Consider the following 14,008-nt stretch of genomic DNA (forward strand, 5'->3'; position numbering starts at 1 on the left):
TCACCGTGTTCGGCATCGCCGCGCTGGTGGTGCACGCCCTGCTGCGGCGCACGCGGATGGCGCCGGAGCAGATCATGCCCGGCCCGCCGATCAAGCTGCCGGTGCCGGCCGACCTGGCGCAGATCATGTTCCCGCTGACCCTGACCGTGTCGATCTTCCTGTTCCTGCGCGGGCACAACGCACCGGGTGGCGGCTTCATCGCCGGCCTGGTGCTGGCGGTACCGCTGCTGATCCAGTACGTGATCCAGGGCACCGCGTCGGTGGAATCGCGCTTCGGCTTCGACTACATCCGCTGCATCGGCATGGGCCTGCTGATCGCCCTGCTCAGCGGCAGCGCCTCGATGCTGTTCGGCGTACCGTTCCTGACCAGCGGGCACCTGGACCTGCACCTGCCGCTGATCGGCGACGTGCCGCTGGCCAGCGCGATCGGTTTCGACATCGGCGTCTACCTGGTGGTGTTCGGCGGCGCCATGCTGATGCTGTCGATGATGGGCACGATCAAGCCGTCGCGTACCCGCACCGCCCGCAAGGGTGAGATCGACCTGCAACGCCGTTCGGCCCGCACCGGGGAGATGCACTGATGGAACTGGCCCTGGCTACCGCGATCGGCGTGCTGACCGCCATCGGCATCTACCTGCTGCTGCGTGCGCGCAGCTTCGATGTGATCCTCGGCATGACCTTCCTGTCCTACGCCACCAACCTGCTGATCTTCGCCGGCGGCCGCGTGGTGCTGGGCAAGGCGCCGGTGCTGCAGGAAGGCGTGGACAGCCACCTGGGCAACTACACCGACCCGCTGCCACAGGCGCTGGTGCTGACCGCGATCGTGATCGCCTTTGCGATGACCGCGGTGAGCATTGTGCTGGCCATGCGCAGCCGCAGCGACAACCACAGCGACCACGTGGACGCTCACGAACCGGATGACGACCTGCAGGATGAGCGCGTGCCGCCGCGCCAGGACGAGGACCGCGCATGAATCATCTGGTGATCCTGCCGATCCTGATTCCGCTGCTGGGTGCTGCACTGTCGCTGTTCGTCGAACACCGCCGCTATGGCCCCCGGGTGCAGCGCGCGGTGGCCTGGACCGCGCTGTCGGCGCTGGCGCTGGCGGTCGGCCTGCTGTTTGCCACCACGGCCAGTGGTGAAATCAACGTCTACCTGCTGGGCGACTGGCCGTCGCGGCTGGGCATCGCGCTGGTGGCCGACCGGCTGTCGGCGTGGATGCTGCTGACCACCCTGCTGCTGGCCATTCCCTGCCTGCTGCACGCCTGCTCGGGCTGGGACCGCCGCGCGCCGCACTTCCATGCGCTGTTCCAGTTCCAGCTGGTCGGCCTCAACGGCGCGTTCCTGACCGGCGACATCTTCAACCTGTTCGTGTTCTTCGAGGTGATGCTGATCGCCTCCTACGGCCTGCTGCTCAGTGGCGGCCGCGGCCTGCGCATGCGCATCGGCCTGCACTACGTGGTGTTCAACGTCACCGCCTCGACCCTGTTCCTGGTCGCGCTGGGCCTGCTGTATGCCTCGCTGGGCTCATTGAACATGGCCGAGCTGTCGCAGCGCATCGCCGAGGTACCGCCGGCACAGCTGACCCTGGTGAAGGCGACGATGGGCCTGTTGCTGCTGGTGTTCTGCGCCAAGGCCGCGCTGATGCCGCTGTACCTGTGGCTGCCGGAAGCCTATTCGCGCGCACCGGCGGCGGTGGCGGCGCTGTTCGCGATCATGACCAAGGTCGGCCTGTACTCGGTGCTGCGCATCCAGATGCTGTGGTTCGGCGACGATGCCGGCGCGATGGCCGGCTATGGCCGCGACTGGCTGCTGTGGGCCGGCGTCGCAACGCTGGTGCTGGGCGGCCTCGGCGCGCTGGCCGCGACCCGCCTGCGCGTACTGATCTCCTACCTGGTGATCGTGTCGGCGGCCACGCTGTTCATCGCCTTCTCGGTGGGCACGCCCCAGGTGCTCTCGGCTGGCCTGTACTACCTGCCACACAGCAGCTTCGTCGCTGCCGCGCTGTTCCTGGTCGCCGATCTGATCCGCCGCCGTCGCGGTAGCGCCAGCGACCGCAAGGAAGTGGTCGCGCCGATGCCGGGCAAGGAGACGCCCGCCGTGTTGTTCCTGATCGGCGCGGTGTCGGTGGCCGGCCTGCCGCCGCTGTCCGGCTTCCTGGCCAAGGCTGCGCTGCTGGCCGGCATGCCGGCGCAGTACACCGGCCCGGTCTGGACCGCCGTTCTGGTCAGCAGCCTGCTGGTGATCATGGGCCTGACCCGGGGGGGCATCCGCCTGTTCTGGCGCGTGCCGCCGGTCGATCCGCAAGCGCCGGTACCACGCAAGGCGCGGCTGCGCCGGGTCGAGCTGTACGCGGCCTGCATCCTGCTGGCCTACGGCATCGGCATGACCCTGGCCGCAGCACCGCTGATGCGCTACACCGACGCCACCGCCGCGCAGCTGCTGCACCCCAGCGAGTACGTGCAGCAGCTGCGTGCGACTGCACCGGAGATCCGCCAGCCATGACCGCCCAGCGCTCCCTGTTCCGTCGCCTGATTCCGTCGCCGATGCTCAGCATCATGGTGGTGGCATTCTGGCTGCTGATGTCCGACAGCTTCACCCTCGGCCAGATCGTGCTGGGGCTGGTGCTGGGCGTGGTGGTGCCGCTGTTCGCCGCGCGCCTGGATCGCGAGTTCGCCCGCATCGGCACCCTGCGCCCGTTGCCGAAACTGCTGTGCGTGACCCTGTGGGACATCCTGATGTCCAACATCCGTGTCGCCCTGCAGGTACTGGGGCCGGAGAAGAACATCCACCCCGGTTTCATCTGGCTGCCGCTGGACATCGCCAACATCCACGGCATCGCCGCGCTGACCAGCATGATCACGCTGACCCCGGGCACGGTCTCGGCCGCGCTCAGCGACGACCGCAAGTTCCTGCTGGTGCACGTGCTGCACCTGGAGGACCCACAGGACCTGATCGATACGATCAAGCGCCGCTACGAGGCGCCGTTGATGGAGATCTTCCCATGACCGGTTTTGAAGTCATCCAGACCACCCTGGTGGTGTGCATGCACGTGGTCGGCCTGGCGATGCTGCTGGCCACCTGGCGCCTGCTGCGCGGGCCGACCGTGCCCGACCGCATCCTCGCGCTGGACACGCTGTCGGTGACCGCGATCGCCGAGCTGATGCTGTTCGGCATGTACCTCAACTCGCCGATCTACTTCGAGGCGGCGCTGATCATCGCCATGCTCGGCTTCGGCAGCACCGTGGTGCTGAGCAAGTTCGTGCTGCGCCGGGACATCGTCGAATGATCACCGCGATCCAGATCGGCCTGTCGATCCTGCTGCTGTTCGGCTGCTTCTTCATCCTGGTCGGCGCACTGGGCCTGGTGAAGCTGTCCACCTTCTTCAAGCGCCTGCACGCACCGACCAAGGCCAGCACGCTGGGCGTGGGGTGCGTGCTGGTGTGCTCGGTCTGCTACCACATCTTCCTCGGCCAGGACCCGCAGCCACGCGAGCTGCTGATCACCGTGTTCCTGTTCATCACCGCACCGATCAGCGCGCACATGATGGCCAAGGCGGCGTTGTCGCTGCTGATGGAAACCCGCCCCAGCCTGCCGGGCAACGAGCCGGCCGCCGAGGAGCAGCTGCCGCCGCCGGAACCGGTGCGGGAAGAAGAAACCACGCAGAAGCGGTAGTGCCGGCCGCTGGCCGGCAATGTGACGCCCGGTAGGTGCCGACCGCTGGTCGGCACGAACAGCGGCCGAGCATGGGCTCGGCTCTACAGCGCCGGTGCGCCGACCAGCAGCAGCTCCAGCACGAACCAGCCTACGAACGCGACCAGCAGGATCCCGCCTTCGCCACGACTGATCTTCAGGTCGCCGCGCAGCATCGGATACAGCACCAGCGCGAACGCCAACAGCGCCGGCAGTTCCAGGCGCACGAACGAGGCCGGCAACGCCAACGGCTGCAACACCGCCATCGCGCCGATCACCAGCAGCAGGTTGACCACGCTGGAACCCAGTACGTGGCCGAGCACCATGTCGCCATGCCCGCGACGCGAGGCGGCAATGGCAGTGGCCACCTCCGGCAGTGCGGTGCCGATCGCCACCGGCAACAGGCCGACCAGCAACGGCGTCCAGCCCAGTGCGGCACCGAAGTCGGCCGCAGCACCCACCACCAGGCGCGCGCCCCAGTACAGGGTCAGTGCGGCGATCAGCACGCGCAGCACGTTCAACGGAAGGCTGGTGCGGCTCAGCGCGGATTCGGCGATGGCTGCCTGCACCTCGGCGCTCTCGACGCGGCCGCGGCGCAGCAGCAGCACCTGCATGACGATGAAGCCCGCCACCAGCACGCCGCCTTCCCAGCGCACCAGGTGACCATCCAGGCCGAACAGGATCAGCAGCACGGCGGCCGCCAGCAGCGACCACCACAGCACCGCCTGCAGGCGCGCGCGCAGCAACAGGGGCGCGGCGATGGCGGCCACGGCCAGGGTCAGGCCCAGATTGACGATGCTGCTGCCGACCGCATTGCCCAGCGCCAGCTCTGGCTGGCCCACCGCCAGCGCGCGTGCGTTGACCGCCAGTTCCGGCAACGAGGTGGCCACCCCGAGCAGCAGCAATCCGGCGGTGAACGGGCTGGCCCCGAAACGCTGGGCCAGGCCGGACACGGCCTTGACGATGGAGTCCCCGCCCAGGGCCAGCAGCAGCAGGCCAAGCAGGAACCAGGCAATGGCAATGGCGATCATCGAGCACTCCCCCAGCAGTGGTGGCGCGATTCTACGCGTGGCCCGAGCGCATGGCTGGGCGGTGGATCAAGGATCAGCCACAGCCTTCCGCATAGTCGACCTGCGGGGTCTGCCCGACCCGCCAGGCCCCCACCCGGCCATCGGCACCGAGCGCGAAGTCGATCACTGCCCCGCCCTCCTGCGCCGGCCGCACGCGCAGGTGCTGGGCCTTCTCGTCGTACTTGTCGGGACCGACGTCAGCGCGCTCGGGATACAGCACCTGCAGCTCGCCCAGGGTCATGCCGACCTTGCCGCCGCCCGGTGCAGTGATGGCGGCGCTGCGCACGTCGTAGCGCACCAGCTTGCGGCCTTCGATCATCAGCCGCGGGTCCTCGGCATCCTGCGGGCGCAGGAAGTAGCAGCCGTCGTTGCCGTCGTCGGCGGGCAAGGGCTTGCCACTGGCGTCGGTGCCCAGTCCCTGCAGCGGCGTGCCGAAGCCGCTGCGGACCTCGGCGATGCCTGCGCCCAGCGTGACGCCGCCGAAGCCATCCAGGCGCGCCGGGCTGTCCTTGCGGAGGTCGTTCGCCGGGCGGGCCGCCAGATCAGGATCCGTCGACTGGGCCGGACCGGTCGCCGAGGCGGTTTCCGCCGGGGTGTCGCTGCCGCTGCCGGCGGCGCCCTGCTTGTCGGGGCCGCCACTGCAGGCGGCGAGCGAAAGGAGCAACAGACCAGCAATCGGGAGGTGCTTCATCGGTGCGGTTCCCTGGCACGAAGGTAGCTGCACGCTAGCGCAGCGCGCGTGCAGAGGCTGCATTGTCATCGCGGTTTCATCGCCCTCGTTCAGGCTCGGCGTGCACCGACCTGGCTGTCCCTTCCATGCAACCGCGCAAGACCGAACTCGCCCGAACCGCGCTGCAAGCCCATCGCGCGCCGCTGGACATGCGCCAGCGCCGGTTGTTGATCCTGTGCGACGGCCAGCGCACCCTGGCCGACCTCACCGGCCTGATCGGCCAGGACGCGGCGGCCATGGTCATCCAGCTGGTGCAGGCCGGTTACCTGAGCACCGGGACCGCCGCCACAGCCGCCCCGCCACCACCCGCAGCCGCGGCTGCACCCGCAACCGGCAGCGAACGCCGCCGCTCACTGGTGGCCGCGCGCATCTACGTGCTGGGGATCCTGGAGATGCAGCGCCACCCACAGGCAGTGGCCCTGTTCCGCGAACTGCAACAGGCCCGGGCCGAGAGCGATGTCCTGCAGGTACTTCAGTCTGCGATGCGGACGCTGCCCGGGCTGACCTCGGAAGGCTACTGCCAGCGCGTACGCCAACGCCTGCTGGAAGCGCTGCCGTTGGAGCACTGCGACGCGTTCGCCGAGGTGGCCTGAAGAAAAAGGGGACGGAGGGGATTAAGTCGTTTCAAGCACACGTGTGCTGATTGCGGCTTAATCCCCTCCGTCCCCTTTTTCGGGTCAGCGGAAGTTGTTGCGCAGGCCGTTCCAGCACTGCTGGTAGTCGCCCTGACGGTGGCCGGCGGCCAGGGCCTGTGCGGTCGGGCGGATCACCGCGCGGGTCTCGAACATGAAGGCCATCGTGTCCTTGATCACGTCCGCCTTGGACAGATCGGCATTGGACGCCTTGTCGAAGGTCGGTGCGTCCGGGCCGTGGCCGCTCATGCAGTTGTGCAGCGATGCGCCGCCCGGCACGAAGCCTTCGGCCTTGGCATCGTAGGCACCGTGCACCAGGCCCATGAATTCGCTGGCGATGTTGCGGTGGAACCACGGCGGGCGGAACGTGTTCTGCGCCACCAGCCAGCGCGGCGGGAAGATCGCAAAATCCATGTTGCTGGTTCCCGGCGTGTCGCTGGGCGAATGCAGCACCAGGAAGATCGACGGATCCGGGTGGTCGTAGCTGATCGAGCCAATGGTGTTGAAGCGGCGCAGGTCGTAGCGGTACGGCGCGTAGTTGCCGTGCCAGGCCACCACGTCCAGCGGCGAATGGTCGATCGGCGCACGCCACAGGCGGCCCTCGAATTTGGCGATCAGCTCGAAATCGCCATCGACATCCTCGAACGCCGCGTGCGGGGTTTCGAAGTCGCGCGGATTGGCCAGGCCGTTGGAACCGATCGGGCCAAGGTCGGGCAGCTTCAGCAGCGCACCGTAGTTCTCGCAGATGTAGCCGCGGCTCGGGCCATCGGGCAGTTCAACGCGGAACCGCACGCCGCGCGGGATCACCGCGATCTGCTGCGGCTCGATCTCGATCACGCCCAGCTCGGTCAGCAGGCGCAGCGCGCCCAGCTGCGGCACGATCAGCAGCTCACCGTCGGCATCGTAGAAGTAGCGGCCGACCATGTCGCGGTTGGCAGCGTAGAGGTGGATGCCCACGCCAGCATGCGCATCGGGCGAACCGTTGCCCCCCATCGTGTACAGGCCTTCGACGAAGTCGGTCGGCAGCTCCGGCAGCGGCAGCGGACTCCAGCGCAGCTGGTTCGGCGAGGCCGGCTGTGCGCCGAAATCACATTGCAGCTGCGACTGCGCGAACGGGGTGAACTCGCCATGGGTCACCGCCGGACGGATCCGGTACAGCCAGCTGCGGCGATTGCTGCCGCGCGGCGCGGTGAACGCGGTGCCGGTCAACTGTTCGGCGTACAGGCCGTGGGCCACCTTCTGCGGCGAGTTCTGCCCGACCGGCAGCGCGCCGGCGACGGCCTCGGTGGCGAATTCGTTGCCGAAGCCGGACTGGTAGCCGCGGGCGGTGATGGCGGGGGACATGGGGGCTCCTGAAAAACGGCAAGACCGGAACGGAAAGCAGCCGAGCATGGCTCGGCTCTACAGGCAAGCAGGCGCCGGGCGTGACCCGGCGCTGCCCAGGACCTTACAGCACGCCGCGGCGGATCTGGTCGCGCTCGATGCTCTCGAACAGCGCGGTGAAGTTGCCTTCGCCGAAGCCCTCGTTGCCCTTGCGCTGGATGATCTCGAAGAAGATCGGGCCGATGCAGTTCTGGGTGAAGATCTGCAGCAGCTTGCGCTGGTGGGTTTCCGGATCGGCATCGATCAGGATCTTGTTCCTGGCCAGGCGCGGCACGTCTTCACCGTGGTTCGGCACGCGCTGGTCGATCACGTCGAAGTAGGTCTCCGGCGTGTCGAGGAAGTCCACGCCCTGCGCGCGCATCGCTTCGACCGTGTCGTAGATGTTCTCGGTGAAGCAGGCGATGTGCTGGATGCCCTCGCCCTTGTACGCGTCCAGGTACTCGTTGATCTGGCTCTTCGGGTCGGACGATTCGTTCAGCGGGATGCGCACGATGCCGTCCGGCGCGGTCATCGCCTTGGACACCAGGCCGGTCTTCAGGCCCTTGATGTCGAAGTAGCGGATCTCGCGGAAGTTGAACAGGCGCTCGTAGTAGTCCGACCACTGCTGCATGTTGCCGAAGTACAGGTTGTGGGTCAGGTGGTCGATGAAGGTCAGGCCGAAGCCCACCGGGTGCAGGTCGGCACCGGCGATCGGCTCGTAGTCGCCGTCGTAGATGCTACCGGCCGCGCCGTAGCGATCGACCAGGTACAGCATGCAGTCGCCGATCCCCTTGATGACCGGGGCGCTGACCGCCTTGCTGTCCGGCTTGAAGGCGATGGCTTCGGCGCCGTTGCCCAGCGCGGTCTGGTAGACCTCCTGGCCCGGTTTCTTGAAGCGGATGGCGAAGCCGCAGGCGCACGGACCATGCTTTTCGGCGAAGTCGGCGGCGAACGAATCGGGGTCTTCATTGACCAGGAAGTTGACGTCGCCCTGGCGATAGACGGTAATCGGACGCTGCTTGTGCTTGAGCACCGCGCTGAAGCCCATCTTCCGGAAGTACTCGTGCAGCTCCTGGCCGCGGCCGGCCGGGGCGGCGAATTCGACGAACTCGAAGCCGTCGATGCCCATCGGGTTCTCGAAGGTGGTGACCTGCATGCCGGGGTTGGGATGCGAGGCGGTCGGGACTGCGGTATTCATGGCGTGGCTCCGAATCGGTACCGCATCGGTACAAACCAGGTGCGGGCAGGTAGGGACCCGGCGAGAATGCAGGGTCTGGACCCACCCCTTATAGTTACACTTGAAACCACCAGCAAGGTGCACCGCAACATGAGCCCCGATCCCGCCTCGACCCGCCTGCGTGCCTCGCACGTCCTGCTCGACCTGGAACAGTTCCTGCCGTACCGGCTGAGCGTGCTGTCCAACCGGGTCAGCGGCAACATCGCCAAGCTATACGGCGATCGTTACGGTCTGGCGATCCCTGAGTGGCGGGTGATCACCATCCTGGCGCTGTACCCGGGCTCCTCGGCCAGCGAGGTCTCCGACCGCACGGCGATGGACAAGGTGGCGGTCAGCCGCGCCGTGGCCCGCCTGCTGGAGCGCGGCTTCATCAAGCGCGAGACGCATGGCGACGACCGCCGCCGCTCGGTACTGGCGCTGTCGGCCGCCGGCTTCGAGGTGTACGAGACCATCGCGCCGATGGTGATCGAGATCACCCGCAAGCTGATGTCGGTCCTGAGCGACGAGGAAGAACAACTGCTGGAAAAGCTGATCCTGCGCCTGGCCGGCGAAGGCCTGGAGCGGATGGGCGAAGGGGTCTGAACGAAAAGGGGACGGAGGGGATTAAGTCGTAATGAGCACAGGTGTGCCTGAAACGACCTAATCCCCTCCGTCCCCTTTTTTCAGCTCAGGTGCTTGCGCCTTGCGTGGATCCACGGCACGGCCAGTGCTGCGATGGCGCCGCCGGCGAAGCCCAGCGAGGCGGCAACCGTGGCCGCCTCGACCGCGCCGGGCAGCGCCAGCGCCGCAGCCACCAGCAGCAGCGACGGCAGGCCGACGAAGGTGCCCAGGAAGAAATGCCAGCGCGGTGACCAGGTATTGAGCTGCAGCAGGCTGACCGGTTGCCAGGCGTCGGACGCGGCATCCTCGGCGATCTTCGCCACCACCTTGCCCAGATCCACTTCCGGCAGCGCGCGCCCCAGGCGGGCGGTCGCCAGCACTTCGGCCACGGCCTCCACCGGTGGGAAGCTGGACGGCCACGCCACCGGGGCCGGCACGCCGTAAGCGGTCAGCAGCGGCACGCTCAGCCACGGCGCCACCAGCGGGCGCATGCGGCGGCGGCCGTGCACGCACCAGATCTGCGGCTGGCCCTGCGCGGTGACGTTGTACAGCGCCAGTTCGTTGGCGGGCGGATAACCCAGCATGGTCACCCGCGCCGCCAGGCTGTCCTGGCCCATCGCACGCAGGAAGCCCGGGCGGCTGCGCCCTTCCTGCATCCACGCCAGGCCCAGCGCACCCACCAGGTACGCCTCCGCCACGTCCTTGCTGCCCGCCGTGGCGCGCTCGTCACTGGCCAGGTACCACGCCAACGACTTCGGCTCGGTGACATCCTCCAGGCCCCACCGGCTGTCATCCCCCAGCACGTGCCGCACCGGCAGACGGGCAGGCGCGGTTTCGCCACGCTCCCCGGTCTGCAGGAACGGCAGCACGCCCTGGATGAAGGTGGACAGCTCGATCGCGCGCGCGCCATGGCCCTGCCATTCCGGCGGCAGCAGCCCGGCCAGCTGGCCTTCGGCGGCCAGCGCATCAAGGCGCGCCTTCTGCTCGACCAGTTTCTGCACCGCACCCTTCAGCACCACGTTATCGGGCAGCGCGATCTGCGGCAGGCGATGGCGCGGCGGGGCCAGTTCGACGGTTTCCTCGCCGGTGCCGGCGTCGTCCAACAGGGTTTCCTGCGCCGGCAAAGTCACGCCCTCGCCTGCCCCACCCTCGGCCAGGTGGCTGGCAGGTTCGGGCAATCGTTCGGCGTGGTCGCTGTGCATGGGCGTTCCGGTAGGTTGCGTCGACGGGGCGTCGACTGAGGTCCTTGCCGGTAACGGCGAGCGCGTTGCGAAGTTGAGATGCCGATTCAGAGAGTGTGACCGCAACCACAGTAGAGCCACGCCATGCGTGGATGCACTTCTGTGCCGACCAACGGTCGGCACCCACCGGGGTAGGCGGCCGCGGTCGGCATCCACCAGAGCATGACGGCCAGCGGCCGGCACTCCCCTATTCCGGTTTGTCGGGTGCCCACTGCTTGAGGAACGCGCTCACCCGCGCAGGCTGGAAGGCTTCGCCCTTGCGCAGCTCAGCAGTGGCCTGCGAGACCAGCAGGCTGCCATCGGCGTCCAGTACCAGCAGGTGCGGGTAGTCGCGCTCCATCACCGGGAACTGGGCGAAGAAGGCGGTGTTGGGCTGTTCGTCGCTGGCGTTGACCTTCACCCACACGTAGTGGGCATCGCGGAAGCGACGCAGGTCGCCGCTGCCTTCCACCACATCGTCCAGCGCCCGGCAGCGTTCGCAGGCGGCGTTGCCGACCTCCAGCAGGATGCGCTTCTTGCCGCGCTGGGCTTCCACCTTGGCGGTGGCCAGGTCGTCGGCGGGGTTGCGGGCCGGGTCGAACTGCGCGCCGAGCCCAGCGATGGCGGCGATGTCTGCCGCCACCGGGGTGTTGCCCGAGGCCACCGGTTCGCTGGGGTCAGCGACCGGTGGCTCGGTGGGTCGGGTGTCCAGCGGCTGCGTGGGCTCGGCGGTGGCAGGCGGTTGCGGTTGGGAACAGGCGCCGATCAGCGCCGCACAGACCACCACCATTGCACCACCGAGCTTGCTGCGCATGCTTTCTACCCTCGCTTCATTACTTGACGCCGTGCATCAGCTTGTTGATCAGCGGGGCGATCAGGAACAGCACCACGCCGGAGCCGATCAGGGCCCAGAACCCGAAGGTATACCCCTTCAGGGCCGACTCGACCGTCATGCCGCCTTCACCACTGACCACGCCAGCGAAGATGCCCGACAGGTTGTTGCCGATGCCGGTGGACAGGAACCAGCCACCCATGCCGAAGCCGACCAGGCGCACCGGGGCCAGCTTGGTCACCATCGACAGGCCGATCGGCGACAGGCACAGCTCACCCACGGACTGGATGACGTAGACCATGAACAGGGTCCAGAACGGGATCTTGCCGTCCACCACCATCTGCGACAGGGCGAACATCAGCAGCGCGAAGGCGGCGCCGTTGAACAGCAGGCCCAGGCCGAACTTGCGCGGGATGGACGGATTGGCGCGGCCCATCGCCACCCAGATCCAGGCGATGACCGGTGCCAGGGTGATGATCGCCACCGAGTTGACCGACTGGAACCACGCGGTCGGGAAGGTCCAGCTGCCGAACTGGCGGTTGACGATGTTCTCGGCCAGGAAGGTGAACGAGCTGCCGGCCTGTTCGAAGAACATCCAGAACATCACGTTGAAGGCGAAGATGATCAGCATCGCGATCACGCGGTCGCGCTGCACCTTGCCCTCGCGGACGCCCTCGACCAGCAGCAGGATGGCCAGCGCGGTGAACATCGCGCCCAGGATCCAGGCCAGCGCGGTGGCGCCGGTAGCCAGCAGGAAGTAGGCCACCGGGATGGCGACCACGGCACCGGCCAGCACCATGATGATGCGGCCGAAGCCTTCCGCGCCGGCCGGCGGTGCACCGATGCCCTTCAGGCCGGCACGACCGATGTAGAACCACACCAGCGAGATCAGCATGCCCACGCCCGAGGCGATGAACACGACCTTGTAGGACGGCATCGCATCGGTACCGAACACCTTGCGGGCCAGGTACTCGGTCAGCACCGGGGCGATCATCGCGCCGATGTTGATGCCCATGTAGAAGATGGTGAAGCCCGAATCGCGGCGCTCGTCCTTCAGGCCGTACAGCTTGCCGACCATGGTCGAGATGTTGGGCTTGAACAGGCCGTTGCCGACGATGATGGTGGCCAGGCCGAGCTTGAAGATGTGCTCCTGCGGCAGCGAGATCATGAACAGGCCGGCGGCCATGATGATCGCGCCGGTCAGGATCGAGCGCTGGTAGCCCAGTACCCGGTCGGCCACGTAGCCGCCAAAGATGGCCGCGGCGTACACCAGGGCCAGGTAGGCGCCATAGATGCGGCTGGCGTCGCCTTCACCGGCAGCGCTGCCGTTGTAGAACTGGGCAACGATGTAGAGCACCAACGCCCAGCGGATGCCGTAGAACGCAAAGCGTTCCCAGAACTCGGTCATGAACAGCATCCACAACGGGCGCGGGTGGCCCAGCGTGGTCTTGAAGTCCGGCAGTGCCGGCTCTGGGGTGTTCGCAGTGGCGTTTACGCTCATGCGGATTTCCTGGTTCGGTGGATGACGAGCACGTCCGCTGTGCAGTTGGAGCAACGCGCGAGGATCACCGACTTCTGGCGTTCACGTCAAATACACGCCGTTTGAGGCAGGTGGCAGCCTGCTCCCTGAACTTGCATCTGAAACGATCCAGCCGCGGGCCGGGAACCAAGCTGAATGGGGATCAGCCCAGCGCTGCCGGGGGCACGGCCTGCAGGCTGGTGCGCACCTGGAACAGCTCGGGGAAGAAGGTCAGTTCCAGCGCCTTGGCCAGGAAGCCCACGCCGGACGAACCGCCGGTGCCGCGCTTGAAGCCGATCACCCGCATCACGGTGCGCATGTGTCGGAATCGCCACAGCTGGAAGGCCGTCTCCAGGTCCACCAGGTCCTCGCACAGCGCGTACTCGCGCCAGTAGCGGTCGGTGTCCTGGTAGATGCGCTCGAAGACCGGCTGCAATGCGTCGTCGGCCACGTGCGGCTGGGTCCAGTCGTGGGCCTCGTAGACCGCCGGGACAGCATGGCCAAAGCGGGCCAGGTACTTCAGGAATTCCTCGTACAGGCTCGGCGCCTCCAGCACGGTGCGCAGCTGCGCCTGCCCGGCCGGGTCGTGCTCGAACACCTGCAGCATCTGCGCGTTCTTGTTGCCCAGCAGGAACTCGATGTAGCGGTACTGCAGCGACTGGAAGCCCGACGACGGGCCCAGCACGTCGCGGAAGCCCATGTATTCGGACGGGGTCAGCGTTTCCAGCACCGACCACTGCTCGGTCAGCTGGCGCAGCACCTGCTTGCTGCGCGCCAGCACCTTGCGGCACTGCCAGACTTCATCGCGCTGCAGGAAGCCGATCGCGGCACGCAGTTCGTGGCCCAGCAGCTTCAGCCACAGCTCCGAAGTCTGGTGCTGGATGATGAAGAGCATCTCGTCATGGTGCGGCGGGCTGGACAGCGGCTGCTGCGCGCTGAGCAGCTGGTCCAGCCGCAGGTAACCGCCATAGGTCAGGCGTCCCTGCAGGTCGGTGTGGATGCCGGCTTCGAGATCGCGTTGGTTGTTGTCGACGGACATGGGCGGGACCAGATCGGGGGCGGCAAGGGTAGCGCGTTGCCGCCGCGCTGGCAGCCGCCGGGTCCATACCGGGG

General features: G+C 67.5%; 16 protein-coding genes. 8 read left to right on the plus strand and 8 right to left on the minus strand.

All coding sequences use genetic code 11. The features are described 5' to 3' along the window. From AB839_RS16700 to AB839_RS16725, 6 genes are all read left to right on the plus strand, one after another. Positions 1 to 581 (plus strand): MnhB domain-containing protein (locus tag AB839_RS16700; RefSeq protein ID WP_275045208.1); only part of this gene is annotated, 581 nt, incomplete at its 5' end. Next, positions 581 to 973 (plus strand): Na+/H+ antiporter subunit C, encoded by a 393-nt coding sequence (locus tag AB839_RS16705; RefSeq protein ID WP_010482669.1) that lies wholly within the window; start codon positions 581 to 583, stop codon positions 971 to 973. The genes AB839_RS16700 and AB839_RS16705, both read left to right, overlap by 1 nt. Then, complete coding sequence (locus tag AB839_RS16710; protein ID WP_061480224.1) at positions 970 to 2,505, plus strand: monovalent cation/H+ antiporter subunit D; 1,536 nt, start codon at positions 970 to 972, stop codon at positions 2,503 to 2,505. The genes AB839_RS16705 and AB839_RS16710 overlap by 4 nt, the downstream gene beginning before the upstream one ends. Beyond that, positions 2,502 to 3,008 carry a Na+/H+ antiporter subunit E gene (locus AB839_RS16715; RefSeq protein ID WP_061480225.1) on the plus strand — a complete coding sequence of 169 codons (507 nt, stop codon included), beginning with the start codon at positions 2,502 to 2,504 and terminating at the stop codon, positions 3,006 to 3,008. The genes AB839_RS16710 and AB839_RS16715 overlap by 4 nt, the downstream gene beginning before the upstream one ends. After that, positions 3,005 to 3,289, plus strand: coding sequence for a K+/H+ antiporter subunit F (locus AB839_RS16720; RefSeq protein ID WP_005411334.1), 285 nt, complete (start codon positions 3,005 to 3,007; stop codon positions 3,287 to 3,289). The genes AB839_RS16715 and AB839_RS16720 overlap by 4 nt, the downstream gene beginning before the upstream one ends. Beyond that, on the plus strand, positions 3,286 to 3,675 hold the full coding sequence (locus AB839_RS16725; RefSeq protein ID WP_061480226.1) for a Na+/H+ antiporter subunit G: 390 nt from the start codon (positions 3,286 to 3,288) through the stop codon (positions 3,673 to 3,675). The genes AB839_RS16720 and AB839_RS16725 overlap by 4 nt, the downstream gene beginning before the upstream one ends. A gap of 83 nt (positions 3,676 to 3,758) precedes the next feature. Here AB839_RS16725 and AB839_RS16730 read toward each other — a convergent pair whose 3' ends face one another. Together AB839_RS16730 and AB839_RS16735 are read right to left on the minus strand one after the other, a co-directional pair. Further along, positions 3,759 to 4,724, minus strand: a complete 966-nt coding sequence (locus tag AB839_RS16730) for a sodium:calcium antiporter (RefSeq protein WP_061480227.1) — start codon at positions 4,722 to 4,724, stop codon at positions 3,759 to 3,761. A 73-nt stretch (positions 4,725 to 4,797) separates the two neighbouring features. Further along, positions 4,798 to 5,454, minus strand: a complete 657-nt coding sequence (locus AB839_RS16735; protein WP_061480228.1) for a hypothetical protein — start codon at positions 5,452 to 5,454, stop codon at positions 4,798 to 4,800. Positions 5,455 to 5,579: 125 nt separating this feature from the next. On the opposite strand from AB839_RS16735, the gene AB839_RS16740 reads away from it, so the two are divergent. After that, positions 5,580 to 6,086, plus strand: a complete 507-nt coding sequence (locus AB839_RS16740) for a hypothetical protein (protein WP_061480229.1) — start codon at positions 5,580 to 5,582, stop codon at positions 6,084 to 6,086. An 84-nt stretch (positions 6,087 to 6,170) separates the two neighbouring features. Here the strand turns inward: AB839_RS16740 and hmgA are convergent, their stop codons facing one another. Continuing rightward, positions 6,171 to 7,469 (minus strand): homogentisate 1,2-dioxygenase, encoded by a 1,299-nt coding sequence (gene hmgA, locus AB839_RS16745; protein WP_005411339.1) that lies wholly within the window; start codon positions 7,467 to 7,469, stop codon positions 6,171 to 6,173. A 103-nt stretch (positions 7,470 to 7,572) separates the two neighbouring features. Beyond that, positions 7,573 to 8,685, minus strand: a complete 1,113-nt coding sequence (hppD, locus tag AB839_RS16750) for a 4-hydroxyphenylpyruvate dioxygenase (protein ID WP_197467691.1) — start codon at positions 8,683 to 8,685, stop codon at positions 7,573 to 7,575. Between the two features lie 129 nt (positions 8,686 to 8,814). Here hppD and AB839_RS16755 point away from each other — a divergent pair, with 129 nt between their 5' ends. Further along, positions 8,815 to 9,306, plus strand: a complete 492-nt coding sequence (locus AB839_RS16755) for a MarR family winged helix-turn-helix transcriptional regulator (RefSeq protein WP_061480230.1) — start codon at positions 8,815 to 8,817, stop codon at positions 9,304 to 9,306. 80 nt (positions 9,307 to 9,386) lie between these two features. Here the strand turns inward: AB839_RS16755 and AB839_RS16760 are convergent, their stop codons facing one another. From AB839_RS16760 to AB839_RS16775, 4 genes are all read right to left on the minus strand, one after another. Further along, positions 9,387 to 10,526: a hypothetical protein gene (locus AB839_RS16760; protein ID WP_061480231.1), complete on the minus strand. Its 1,140-nt coding sequence runs from the start codon at positions 10,524 to 10,526 to the stop codon at positions 9,387 to 9,389. A gap of 226 nt (positions 10,527 to 10,752) precedes the next feature. Continuing rightward, positions 10,753 to 11,358, minus strand: coding sequence for a thioredoxin family protein (locus AB839_RS16765; protein ID WP_061480232.1), 606 nt, complete (start codon positions 11,356 to 11,358; stop codon positions 10,753 to 10,755). Between the two features lie 19 nt (positions 11,359 to 11,377). Continuing rightward, positions 11,378 to 12,877 carry an oligopeptide:H+ symporter gene (locus AB839_RS16770; RefSeq protein WP_061480233.1) on the minus strand — a complete coding sequence of 500 codons (1,500 nt, stop codon included), beginning with the start codon at positions 12,875 to 12,877 and terminating at the stop codon, positions 11,378 to 11,380. 181 nt (positions 12,878 to 13,058) lie between these two features. Beyond that, entirely contained in the window at positions 13,059 to 13,934 is an 876-nt protein-coding gene (locus AB839_RS16775; protein WP_061480234.1) for a tryptophan 2,3-dioxygenase family protein, read from the minus strand. Between the last annotated feature and the right edge of the window lie 74 nt (positions 13,935 to 14,008).

The sequence above is a fragment of the Stenotrophomonas sp. DDT-1 genome (assembly GCF_001580555.1).
GTDB classification, from domain to species: Bacteria; Pseudomonadota; Gammaproteobacteria; order Xanthomonadales; family Xanthomonadaceae; genus Stenotrophomonas; species Stenotrophomonas sepilia.

Excerpts from the sequence above, each read along its gene's own strand:
- hppD (WP_197467691.1), bottom strand. The coding sequence starts at position 8,685 with ATGAATACCGCAGTCCCGACCGCCTCGCATCCCAACCCCGGCATGCAG.
- hmgA (WP_005411339.1), bottom strand. The coding sequence starts at position 7,469 with ATGTCCCCCGCCATCACCGCCCGCGGCTACCAGTCCGGCTTCGGCAAC.
- AB839_RS16715 (WP_061480225.1), top strand. The coding sequence starts at position 2,502 with ATGACCGCCCAGCGCTCCCTGTTCCGTCGCCTGATTCCGTCGCCGATG.
- AB839_RS16720 (WP_005411334.1), top strand. The coding sequence starts at position 3,005 with ATGACCGGTTTTGAAGTCATCCAGACCACCCTGGTGGTGTGCATGCAC.
- AB839_RS16735 (WP_061480228.1), bottom strand. The coding sequence starts at position 5,454 with ATGAAGCACCTCCCGATTGCTGGTCTGTTGCTCCTTTCGCTCGCCGCC.
- AB839_RS16730 (WP_061480227.1), bottom strand. The coding sequence starts at position 4,724 with ATGATCGCCATTGCCATTGCCTGGTTCCTGCTTGGCCTGCTGCTGCTG.
- AB839_RS16760 (WP_061480231.1), bottom strand. The coding sequence starts at position 10,526 with ATGCACAGCGACCACGCCGAACGATTGCCCGAACCTGCCAGCCACCTG.
- AB839_RS16740 (WP_061480229.1), top strand. The coding sequence starts at position 5,580 with ATGCAACCGCGCAAGACCGAACTCGCCCGAACCGCGCTGCAAGCCCAT.
- AB839_RS16705 (WP_010482669.1), top strand. The coding sequence starts at position 581 with ATGGAACTGGCCCTGGCTACCGCGATCGGCGTGCTGACCGCCATCGGC.
- AB839_RS16755 (WP_061480230.1), top strand. The coding sequence starts at position 8,815 with ATGAGCCCCGATCCCGCCTCGACCCGCCTGCGTGCCTCGCACGTCCTG.
- AB839_RS16770 (WP_061480233.1), bottom strand. The coding sequence starts at position 12,877 with ATGAGCGTAAACGCCACTGCGAACACCCCAGAGCCGGCACTGCCGGAC.
- AB839_RS16765 (WP_061480232.1), bottom strand. The coding sequence starts at position 11,358 with ATGCGCAGCAAGCTCGGTGGTGCAATGGTGGTGGTCTGTGCGGCGCTG.
- AB839_RS16710 (WP_061480224.1), top strand. The coding sequence starts at position 970 with ATGAATCATCTGGTGATCCTGCCGATCCTGATTCCGCTGCTGGGTGCT.
- AB839_RS16775 (WP_061480234.1), bottom strand. The coding sequence starts at position 13,934 with ATGTCCGTCGACAACAACCAACGCGATCTCGAAGCCGGCATCCACACC.
- AB839_RS16725 (WP_061480226.1), top strand. The coding sequence starts at position 3,286 with ATGATCACCGCGATCCAGATCGGCCTGTCGATCCTGCTGCTGTTCGGC.